Here is a 6,042-nt window from a genome sequence, read left to right as displayed (position 1 = left end):
GCAACGCGTCGGAGTCGACGACTCCTTCTTCGAACTCGGCGGCGACAGCATCCTTTCCATGCAGGTCGTCACGGCAGCGCGCGCCGCGGGCATCCGGTGCCGGCCCCGCGACGTCTTCGTCGAGCAGACGGTGGCGCGACTGGCCCGGGTGGCCAGAGTCGCCGACGACGAAGGACAGGCCGACGATGGTGTCGGCCCGCTGCCGGCCACTCCGATCATTCGCTGGCTGAACCGCCTCGGCGGAGCCGACGAGTTCAACCAGACCGTGGTGCTGCAGGCCCCGGTCGGGGCGACCGAGGCAGATGCCGTCGCCGTTCTGCAGGCGGTGCTGGACCGACATGCGATGCTGCGCTTGCGCATCGACGACGACGGCGGGCCGGACGGTTGGTCGCTGACCGTCCCCGCCGACGGGACGGTTCGAGCCGCGGACTGCCTGAACACCGTCACCGAGCTCAGCGATGACGTGCTGCTCGCAGCCAGGTCGCGGTTGGACCCCGCTGCCGGCGCCATGGTGAGCGCACTGTGGGCGACGGCCACGAGTGAGTTCGTGCTGATGATCCACCACCTGGCGGTGGATGGGGTGTCGTGGCGGATCCTGGTGGAGGACGTCAACATCGCCTGGACTCAACTGCGCAGCGGACAACCGGTGGAGCTACCGAAGCCGGGCACCTCGTTCGCCCGGTGGGCCACGCTGCTGGCCGCCCACGCCCTCGACACCCAGGTGGTGCAGCAGGCCGACAGGTGGCGGCAGGTGCTGACGACAGAGCCCGTGGTGCCGGCGGCGCAGTCCGACGTGGACACGTTCGCCAGTGCCGGCCGCCTGTCACTGACGTTGGATGCGCAGACGACCCGCGCACTGCTCGGCGAGGTGCCCGCGGCGTTCCATGCGGGCGTACAGGACATCCTGCTGATCGCCTACGGCCTGGCACTGACCGAGTTCTTCGGCAGCGGCGACGCCCCGATCGCCATCGATGTCGAAGGACACGGGCGCGTCGAGGAACTGGCGGACGACGTCGACCTGTCCCGCACCGTCGGGTGGTTCACCATGAAACACCCTGTGGCTCTGGCAATGCGCAGACTGTCCTGGCCGCAACTGGCGAGCGGCGAGATGTCCGTCGGCTCACTGGTGAAGGACGCCAAGGAACAGTTGCGTGCCTTGCCCGACGGACTGACCTACGGTCTGTTGCGTTACCTGAATCCCGATGTGGCCGTGGACGGGCCGGAACCGGCGATCGGATTCAACTACCTGGGCCGGCTCGGTGCGGCTGCCGAACTGACCGAGGATCTCTGGCGGATCAGTCAGCGCGGCATGTCGTCGGTGGGCGTCGCAGCGGAGCTGCCGATGCCCCTGGCGCACACCGTCGAGCTCAACGCGGCCACGGTCGACACCGCTGAGGGTCCTGCTCTGCAGGCGGACTGGACGTGGGCGCGCTCGGCGCTCGACGACGAGCAGGTCGGCCGTCTCGGAAGGTTGTGGTTCGACGCCCTGGCGGGGATCTGCGCACACGTGGGCAAGGGCGGCGGCGGGCTGACGCCGTCGGACATCCTGCCTGCCCGACTCGACCAGGGTCAGATCGACGAGCTCCAGAGCCGGTTCGCCATTGCCGACATCCTGCCCCTCACGCCGCTGCAGCAGGGCCTGCTCTTCCACGCCAGCGCCACCCGAGGCACCGACAGCCTGGACGAGTTGTACGCCGTCCAGGTGGAATTCAACGTGGCCGGTCCACTCGAGATCCAGCGGCTACGCGATGCGGTCCAGACGGTCGTTCGCCGCCATCCCAATCTCGTCGCGCGGTTCAGTGAGGAATTCGACGAGCCGGTGCAGCTCATCCCGGCCGAGCCCGCAGCGGTATGGCGGTACATCGATGTCGCGGACGACGGCACCCAGCCTGATGAGACGATCCGGCAGGTGTGTGCCGCCGAGCGGTCGGCGGTCGGGAATTTCACGGAGGAACCCGCCTTCCGCATCGTGCTCATCCGCACCGCCGAGGAGCGCCACCACTGCGTCGTGACCTTCCACCACATCGTCATCGACGGTTGGTCGATGCCCGTTCTCCTGCACGAGATCTTCGCGAGCTACGTCGGCGAGCACCTTCCGGTGCCCGGGTCGTACCGCAACTTCGTGGCCTGGCTGGCGGGTAGGGACGTCGATTCGGCCCGCGCGGCATGGGCGGAGGTCTTCGCCGGCTTCTCGACGCCGACGTTGGTCAGTCCGCCGGACCGTACGGAACTGGGGCAGCGCGCCGTGCGCCGGATCGCGGTGCCGGAGGAAACGACCGCGGCGCTCGATGCGCTCGCGCGGACGCATCACACCACGATGAGCACTGTGCTGCAGGGTGCCTGGGCGCTGCTGCTGACGTCACTGACCGGGCAGCACGACGTCGCGTTCGGTGTCACGGTGTCCGGACGGCCGGCCGAGGTGGCAGGCGCAGAGACGATGATCGGTCTCGTCATCAACACGGTGCCGGTACGCGCGACGATCACGCCGGAGACGACGGTGGCCGATCTGTTGAAGCAGCTGCAGCGGTCACACAGCGCGACACTCGACCATCAGCACCTGGCCCTGCGCGAGATCCACCGCGTCGCAGGCCATGACGAGCTGTTCGACACCTGCATCGTCTATCAGAACTACCCCATCGACACCGGAGCGCAGATGAGTGCGGGGAACCTGGCCATCAGTGACATCACCGGTCGCGAGTACAACCACTACCCGCTGACGGTCCAGGCACATCCGGGGCGCGAACTCGACATGCGTGTCGAATACGACACCGACGTGTACAGCCCGGCCCGCATCGATGCGTTGATGCGACGGCTACAGCGGGTGTTCATGGCAATGACGGCCAACCAGGAGAGCCCATCATGACCGCTGATGCCACGCGGCTGCTGTCGTTCGACCTCTTCGACGACGATGAGCACGCTCAGCTCGACGAGTGGGCGAACAAGAAGGTGTTGGACGGGCCGGTGCCGGCCGGGGTGTCGATACCGGTGTTGTTCGCCGGGCACGTGGCCCGCCGCCCCGAGGCGGTGGCGGTGTCGTTCGACGGCGGGTCGATGACCTACGCACAGCTGGACGCGGCCGCTGATCGCATGGCGCACCGGTTGGCCGCCCAGGGCGCGCGGCCGGGTGAATGTGTGGCGATCCTGCTCAACCGATCGGTCGACGCGGTGGTGTCCATCCTCGCCGTCATGAAGACCGGGGCCGCGTATCTGCCGATCGACCCTGCCCATCCGGACGCCCGGATCGGTTTCGTGCTCGAGGACGCGGCTCCGATCGCTGCGGTGACCACCGACGAACTGCGTCTTCGGCTCGACGGTCACGGCCTCGCGGTCATCGACATCATGAATCCCGGCACCGCGAGCGAGCCGGCGACGCTGCAGCCGCCGGAGGCGGACGACGTGGCGTACATCATCTACACGTCGGGCACCACGGGTGTGCCCAAGGGCGTTGCGATCACGCACCGCAACGTGACCCAGCTGTTGGAGTCGCTCGACGCCGGACTGCCCCGCGCAGGGGTGTGGGCGTTGTGCCACTCGCTGTCCTTCGACGTCTCGGCATGGGAGATCTTCGCTCCGCTGCTGGACGGCGGCCGACTCGTCGTGGTCTCCGAACAGGTCACGAGCTCACCGGATGAATTCCACGACATGCTGGTGGCCGAGGGCGTGACGGTGCTGACCCACACGCCGTCGGCGGTGGCCATGCTCTCGCCCGAGAGCCTCGACTCGATGGCCCTGGTGATGGCGGGCGAGGCCTGCACCTCAGAGGTGGTGGACCGATGGGCGCCCGGACGGGTGATGATCAACGCCTACGGCCCCACCGAGACCACCATGTGCGTCGCGATCAGCACACCGTTGACTCCCGGCACGGGAGCGCCCCCGATCGGATCACCGGTACCGGGCGCGGCGCTCTTCGTGCTGGACAAGTGGCTGCGACCGGTGTCGCCGGGTGTGGTCGGCGACCTGTACGTGGCCGGGCACGGGGTCGGTGTCGGCTACGTGGGTCGACCGGGACTGACGGGGACTCGATTCGTCGCGTGCCCGTTCGGAGGCGCAGGCGCGCGGATGTACCGCACCGGGGACCTGGTGCGCTGGAACGACGACGGGCAGCTGCAGTATCTGGGCCGCGCCGACGAGCAGGTCAAGATCCGCGGCTACCGCATCGAACTCGGTGAGATCCAAGCCGCTCTGGCCGCGTTGGACGGGGTGAGCCAGGCCGCCGTGATCGCCAGGGAGGACCGGCCGGGTGACAAGCGGCTGGTCGGTTACGTGACCGGAACCGCGGATCCGGCCAAGGCGCGTGCCGAGCTGGCCGAGCGCCTACCCGGATACATGGTGCCGGCCGCCGTGCTGGCGCTGGACACTCTGCCGCTGACGGTCAACGGCAAGCTCGACACCCGCGCGCTGCCTGCGCCCGAGTACCACGCCGCAGGCGACCGCTACCGCGCGCCGGCAACGCCCGCCGAGGAGATCCTGACCGGGATCTTCGGCGAGGTCCTCGGCGTGGAGCGCGTCGGGGCGGACGACTCGTTCTTCGACCTGGGTGGCGACAGCATTCTCGCGATGCGCGCGATCGCCGCGGTGAACAGAGCGCTCGACGGCGGGCTGTCCGTGCGCGCCCTGTTCGAGTCGCCGACGGTTGCGCACCTGGCGACCCGTCTCGGCGAGGACGGCGACGGGCGCGCGCCGCTGGTGGCTGTCGAACAGCGGCCGGAAGTGATTCCGCTGTCGTATGCCCAGAACCGGCTGTGGTTCCTGGATCAGCTGCAGGGGCCGTCGGCGGTCTACAACATGGCGGTCGCTCTGCGGCTGAGCGGAACGCTGGACACCGAGGCCCTGAGGGTGGCGCTCGCGGACGTGGTGGACCGCCACGAGTCCCTGCGAACCGTGTTCTCGACGAACGAGGGACGACCTCAGCAGATCGTGCTCCCCTCCGAGACAGTCGATTTCGGCTGGGACGTGGTCGATGCCACGGCATGGCCGGCGGCCCGGCTGGTCGAGGCCATCGAAGGGCTGGCGGCGTACGCATTCGACCTGGCCGGCGAGATTCCGCTGCAGGCTCGGCTGTTTCGGCTCGCCGGGGACGAACACGCGCTGGTCGCGGTCGTGCACCACATCGCCGCCGACGGGTTGTCGGTCACCCCACTGGTCGTGGACATGGGCGCGGCGTACTCGGCGCGCGCACAGGGACGGGCGCCGGAGTGGGCGCCGCTGGCCGTCCAGTACGTGGATTACACGCTGTGGCAGCGTGAGCAGCTCGGCGACATCGACGACCCCGACAGCCGCATAGGGGCTCAGCTGGCCTACTGGCAGAGCGCGTTGGCCGGGATGCCCGAACGACTTCAGCTGCCCACCGATCGGCCCTATCCGGTGGTGGCGGATCACCGTGGCGCCCGGGTCGCGGTGGAGTGGTCCGCGCAACTGCAGCAGCAGGTGCGCGAAACGGCCCGCCAACACAACGCCACCAGCTTCATGGTCGTGCAGGCCGCGCTGGCGGTGCTTCTCGGACAGTTGGGTTCCACTTCCGATGTGGCAGTGGGATACCCGATCGCCGGACGGACCGACTCGGCACTCGACGAGTTGGTGGGGTTCTTCGTCAACACCCTCGTCCTGCGCACGGATTTGAGTGGTGATCCCACGTCAGCGGAGCTGCTCGCCCAGGTCCGGCAACGGAGCCTGGCGGCATTCGACCATCAGGACGTGCCTTTCGAGGTGCTGGTCGATCGGCTCAATCCCGTTCGCTCGATGGCGCACCATCCGCTGGTGCAGGTCCTGCTCGCCTGGCAGAACATCGCCGGGCAGGACAGCGAGACCGCAGGCGGGCTGAGCCTGGGCGATGTCCAGGTCACGCCGATTCACGCCGACACCCACACCGCCCGAGTCGATCTGACGTTCTCGCTCGCGGAGCGCTGGACGACCACCGGCGAATTCGCGGGCATCAGCGGTGAGGTGGAATTCCGTACCGACGTGTTCGACGCAGCCGGCATCGAGGTGCTGATCGCCCGTTTCGAGCGGGTGTTGTGGGCGATGTGTGGTGATCCGGGTCGG

General features: G+C 68.6%; 1 pseudogene. It reads left to right on the top strand.

What is annotated here, in order from left to right:
- A pseudogene (locus tag Q2100_RS29090) lies at positions 1-6,042 on the top strand (amino acid adenylation domain-containing protein); the annotation flags it as partial.

Origin of the sequence: Mycolicibacterium arseniciresistens (assembly GCF_030519285.1) — a bacterium.
In the GTDB taxonomy this organism is placed as follows: Bacteria; Actinomycetota; Actinomycetes; order Mycobacteriales; family Mycobacteriaceae; genus Mycobacterium; species Mycobacterium arseniciresistens.
The sequence above is the reverse complement of the archived record's forward strand: the minus strand, read 5'-3'. Positions and strand labels throughout refer to the sequence as shown.